This window comes from Geminicoccus flavidas (assembly GCF_009806515.1).
In the GTDB taxonomy this organism is placed as follows: Bacteria; Pseudomonadota; Alphaproteobacteria; order Geminicoccales; family Geminicoccaceae; genus Geminicoccus; species Geminicoccus flavidus.
Map to the genome: position 1 here is coordinate 1 of NZ_WUJP01000418.1, position 2,743 is coordinate 2,743.

At 66.9% G+C, this 2,743-nt stretch carries 4 protein-coding genes; all 4 read left to right on the plus strand.

The genetic code is table 11. From position 1 onward, the window contains the following. Positions 1-111: 111 nt before the first annotated feature. A complete protein-coding gene (locus EQG76_RS11815) occupies positions 112-849 on the plus strand; it encodes an ABC transporter ATP-binding protein (RefSeq protein WP_159713582.1) in 738 nt (245 codons plus the stop codon). Further along, on the plus strand, positions 846-1,559 hold the full coding sequence (locus tag EQG76_RS11820) for an ABC transporter ATP-binding protein (RefSeq protein WP_159713584.1): 714 nt from the start codon (positions 846-848) through the stop codon (positions 1,557-1,559). The genes EQG76_RS11815 and EQG76_RS11820 overlap by 4 nt, the downstream gene beginning before the upstream one ends. An 8-nt stretch (positions 1,560-1,567) precedes the next feature. Continuing rightward, positions 1,568-2,443, plus strand: coding sequence for a branched-chain amino acid ABC transporter permease (locus EQG76_RS11825; protein WP_159713586.1), 876 nt, complete (start codon positions 1,568-1,570; stop codon positions 2,441-2,443). Further along, the coding region (locus EQG76_RS11830; protein ID WP_407925532.1) for an ABC transporter permease subunit at positions 2,440-2,743 on the plus strand (304 nt) is incomplete at its 3' end. The genes EQG76_RS11825 and EQG76_RS11830, both read left to right, overlap by 4 nt.

Consider the following 2,743-nt stretch of genomic DNA (forward strand, 5'->3'; position numbering starts at 1 on the left):
ACTATATCCCGATCACCTTCTTCCAGATCTGGGACGGTGAGCGGGTGCTGATCTCTCCGGAGAAGTACGCGACCGGCGAGTTCAAGCTGCAGCCCTGGATGCAGTGAGCGGATGGCGCTTCTGGAAATCGAGGGTGTATCGAAGGCCTTCGGCTCGCTGAAGGCCGTCGACAACGTGTCGTTCGAAGTGCAAGCCGGCGAGATCTTCGGCATTGCGGGCCCGAACGGCAGCGGCAAGAGCACACTGTTCAACATCATCACCGGCATCCCGTTCGGCCCCGACCGGGGCCGGGTGCGGCTGGACGGCCAGGAGATCCAGGGGCGCTCCGGCAATGCCATCGCCAAGCTCGGGCTTTCCCGCACCTTCCAGCGGGAGACCAGCTTCGATGGACTCACCGTGTTCGAGAACGCGCTGATCGGCGCCACCTATGGCGGCGCGGTGAAAGCCACTGCCGAGGCCGAGTTGCGTGCCGCCGAGGCGCTGGACTTCATCGGCATCGGCCGGGCGGAGTTCGGGCGCCTGGCCGGCGAGCTCTCGGTGTTCGACCGCAAGTGCCTGATGCTCGCCAGCGCCATCGCCATGCGGCCCAAGATCCTGCTGCTAGACGAGCCGGCCTCCAGCCTGACCAAGCCCGAGGTCGAGACCTCGATCGGCCTGATCCGCAAGATCGCCGCCCACGGCATCACCATTGTCCTGATCGAGCACGTGCTGACCTTCCTGATGAGCCTGTCCCAGCACCTCATGGTGCTGAACAATGGCCAGATCCTGGCGCGCGGCGTGCCGCAGGAGGTCATCGCCGATCCGCGGGTGGTCGAAGCCTATCTGGGCTCACGGAGGCCGGACCTGTGAGTGCGCTGCTCGAGGTCTCCGACCTCACCGCTGGTTATGGTCAGGTCACGGTGCTGCACCGGCTGAGCCTATGTGCCGGCGAGTTCGGCAATGTCGGCCTGTTCGGCCCGAACGGCCACGGCAAGACCACCCTGCTCCGCGCGATCTCCGGCCTGCTGCGCCCGAGGAGCGGCACGATCCGCTTTGACGGCGCGCCGATCACCGGCCTGAGCCCGCGCGCGATCGTGGCCCGCGGCCTGATCCACGTGCCGCAGGGCAACCGGCTGTTCCCCGACCTCACCATCGCGGACTGCCTGGCGCTCGGCGCCTACTCGCCGCACGCCCGCCCGCACGAGGAGGCGAACCGCGAGAAGGTCCTCGCGATCTTCCCCAAGCTGCGCGAGCGCTGGCGCCAGCGGGTGCGCACGCTCTCCGGCGGCGAGCGGCAGATGGTGTCGATCGGCACGGCACTGATGAGCCACCCGCGCCTGTTGATCCTGGACGAGCCGACGCTGGGCCTCGCCCCCAAGATCAAGGACGAACTGTGTGCGGCAGTCCTCGCGATCTCGAAGGGTGGCGTGCCGCTGATCGTGGTCGAGCAGGACGTCGAGTTCCTGCTGGAGCTCAGCCAGCATCTTTACCTGGTCAACCACGGCGAGGTCGCGACCGAAATCCGGCCGGGCCAGACCATGGACCATGCGGAGATCATGTCGATGTATTTCGGGCACTAGGGACGGACATGGGCGCTTCGGCCGAGATCCTGTTCGGCGGCCTGTTCCAGGGCTCGCTCTACGCCATGATGGCGGTCGGGCTGGCGCTGGTCTGGACCACGATCGGCGTGTTCAACTTCAGCCACGGTGTGTTCATGATGCTGGGCGCCTATCTCGCCTGGCAGTTCGTGGACATCGGCCTGCCGCTGCCCGTCGTTCTGCCGCTGGCCGTGGTTGCGATGGCGGGGATCGGCTGGCTGCTCCAGGCGAGCGTGGTCCGCCCGCTGATCGGCCGGTCCAATATCGTGCTGGTGGTGGTGATCACCACGCTGGCCGCCGCCTCGCTGATCGAGAACGGCGTGCTGGAGCTGTGGGGCCCCCGCTCTAAGCAGATCCCGCCACTCCTGGACGGCAATACCACGATCGGCGGGGTCGGCGTCTCCATGCACCAGATCGCGATCATCGTGATCACGCCGGTCATCCTGGTGGCCTTGTGGCTGTTCCTGAACCGGACCCGGTTGGGCTTGGCGCTGCGCGCCGTGGCGCAGAACGAGGATGCCAGCCTGCTGGTCGGTCTGAACGTCACCGCGCTCTACGGCCTGGCGTTCGCGATCGCCGCCGCACTCGCGGCGCTGGCCGGGATCTTCCTGGGCGGCTACCGCTTCATGTCGCCGGTCATGGGCGCCGACCCGCTGCTCAAGGCGCTCATCGTGGTGGTGTTCGGCGGGATCTCCAGCATCTCCGGGCCGATCTTCGCCGCCTACCTGATCGGCTTCTTCGAGGCGGCGTCGAACTATTATTTCGGCCTCTACTGGACCCCAGCCCTCCTGTTCGCCGTCCTGATCCTGACCCTGATGGTCCGCCCCGAAGGCATGTTCGTCCGCAGCAGCCGGAGCCTCGCATGACCCGCCCGATCGGCACGCCCGGCCGCGCCTCCTGGAAGGAGGAGGCCGTGGGCATGGTGCTGGGCCTCGTCGTCCTGGCGCTGCTGCCCTTCCTGTTCACCGACACCTACAGCCGCCACGTGCTGATCATGGTGTTCATCTACGCCGTGGTTGCCTCCAACTGGGATTTGAGCCTGGGCTATGGCGGGGTGTTCAACTTCGGCCACCTGGCCCTGTTCGGCATCGGCGTCTATGCCTATGGCCTGCTCACCAAGCTCGCTGGCCTGGACCCCTGGCTGGCGCTGGTCGCCAGCGGCATCG

Bases quoted from the DNA above. Each gene is read 5' to 3' on its own strand.
- EQG76_RS11815 (WP_159713582.1), top strand. From the start codon at position 112: ATGGCGCTTCTGGAAATCGAGGGTGTATCGAAGGCCTTCGGCTCGCTG.
- EQG76_RS11825 (WP_159713586.1), top strand. From the start codon at position 1,568: ATGGGCGCTTCGGCCGAGATCCTGTTCGGCGGCCTGTTCCAGGGCTCG.